This is a genomic window from Chryseobacterium sp. Leaf201, assembly GCF_001421435.1.
Lineage (GTDB): Bacteria > Bacteroidota > Bacteroidia > Flavobacteriales > Weeksellaceae > Chryseobacterium.
Map to the genome: position 1 here is coordinate 1 of NZ_LMKA01000042.1, position 1,646 is coordinate 1,646.

Annotated in this window: 2 protein-coding genes; both read right to left on the reverse strand. The window is 29.8% G+C overall.

The genetic code is table 11. The features are described from left to right. On the reverse strand, positions 1-624 hold a 624-nt coding region (locus ASE55_RS03870), incomplete at its 3' end, for a toxin-antitoxin system YwqK family antitoxin (protein WP_410493000.1). Continuing rightward, on the reverse strand, positions 602-1,646 hold a 1,045-nt coding region (locus ASE55_RS03875), incomplete at its 5' end, for an RHS repeat domain-containing protein (protein ID WP_131726116.1). The genes ASE55_RS03870 and ASE55_RS03875, both read right to left, overlap by 23 nt.

The following is a 1,646-nucleotide window of genomic DNA, read 5'->3' on the forward strand; positions in this document are numbered from 1 at the left end:
ATAATAATATACAAAATCACAATCATCATGATTATTAGAAACTGTATTCTTTAGGTTTTGTTTACAATTTTCATATCTCAAATCTAAAGTACTCATTTCTAATAATCTGCCATTCATTCCGCTTAATTTGGGATAAGGAAGTTCATTTTTAAAAACAATTGTTTTTGAAATTTTTCCTTCAATATCATAATATTTCCACTTTCCAATCTTTTTATCCAAACTATAAAATTCTACACTCTTAATCTTTCCACTAGAATAATACTCTTTCCATTTTCCTTGTTTTTCTTCGCTAATTAATAATCCTTCAGAAACAAGATTACCTTCTTTATTATAAACCTCTTTATAACTTTTTTCGTTCTTTAAAACTATAATAGATTTATAATTTGGTCCGATTTCTTCAATATTATAAATAATACCATTCTTAACAGATGTTACAGTTTTTACGGTATCAGAAGTTAGTATATATTTCCCTGTATATTTTTCATTATTATACAAAATATACTCACTGTCTTCATCCTGATATTTAGTAACATCATAAAATGATATTATGGTTTGAGAAGAAAAAAACTGAGAAATAAAAAAAATTACGAATTTTAAATATTTAATTTTTTTTGCCTGCATCATAACCGGTTTTAGGAGTTTTATTTATAATTTGATCTGCACTGATAACTTGCTTCGCCTGCACGTTAAATTTTAGAATTGTTGCTCTATTTTTCTGTCCATATTGATTTTGTCCTCTTTTTAAGCTAGAAGAATTTACTCCTCTTTCAATCAATTGACCTTTTATCTTGTCAGATCTATTATTTGCTAAGTTTTCTACAGTTATATCTTTATTACCATTATCAATATCTGCAACTATCGTATTAGGATCGGTTTGACTTGAGCTACCATATACTTCTAAACTTTGATCTATACTAACTATGGATTTAGAAACAAAATCCAAGTTTTTATTCGCTTTATCGTCATCCTGATAACCTAAAGAACCGCTCTTAAAAGATATCTCCACTTGTTTTTGCTGTAATTCACCACTAGTTCTTTCTTCTAAAGTTCCATATCCCCATCTTGTAGGATTATCTCTGTGCTGATATACATTTACTGTTGGTTTAGAAGCATCTCCTTGAATTCTAATATATTCATATTTTCCAGGTCTTTTTGTTGTAGGATCCAGTTGCTGTACATATAAATTAACTGTTCCTCCACCGTAATTGCTTAATTTAACCTGCTTTCCATCTGGGTCAATATAATTTATTGGATTTTGATAAGTATAAATATATGGATTAAGATTACCCCAAAAGAATACACCACCATTATGTTGCCCATTTCCGTAAAATTCAGTTTCCATTACCGGATTGAATATCGCCAATGGATCTACTCCATACCAGATACTTAACCTCGGGTTATAATATCTTGCACCATAATAATACAACCCTGTATCTTCATCCAATTCCTTTGCATTGAACTTATATGGATTATTGTATGATCCGTCCATCTGCTCCAACATGGTTTCYCCGAATGGTAAATTTAAGAAAAATTGGGTTGCATCACCTTGAGAATTTGTAACAAATGTTGCGGTTCCCAAATGATCTCCGTGCAGATAATATAAATCCGGATGTTGCATTGTTTCTCTTAATTCTACAGAAACATTA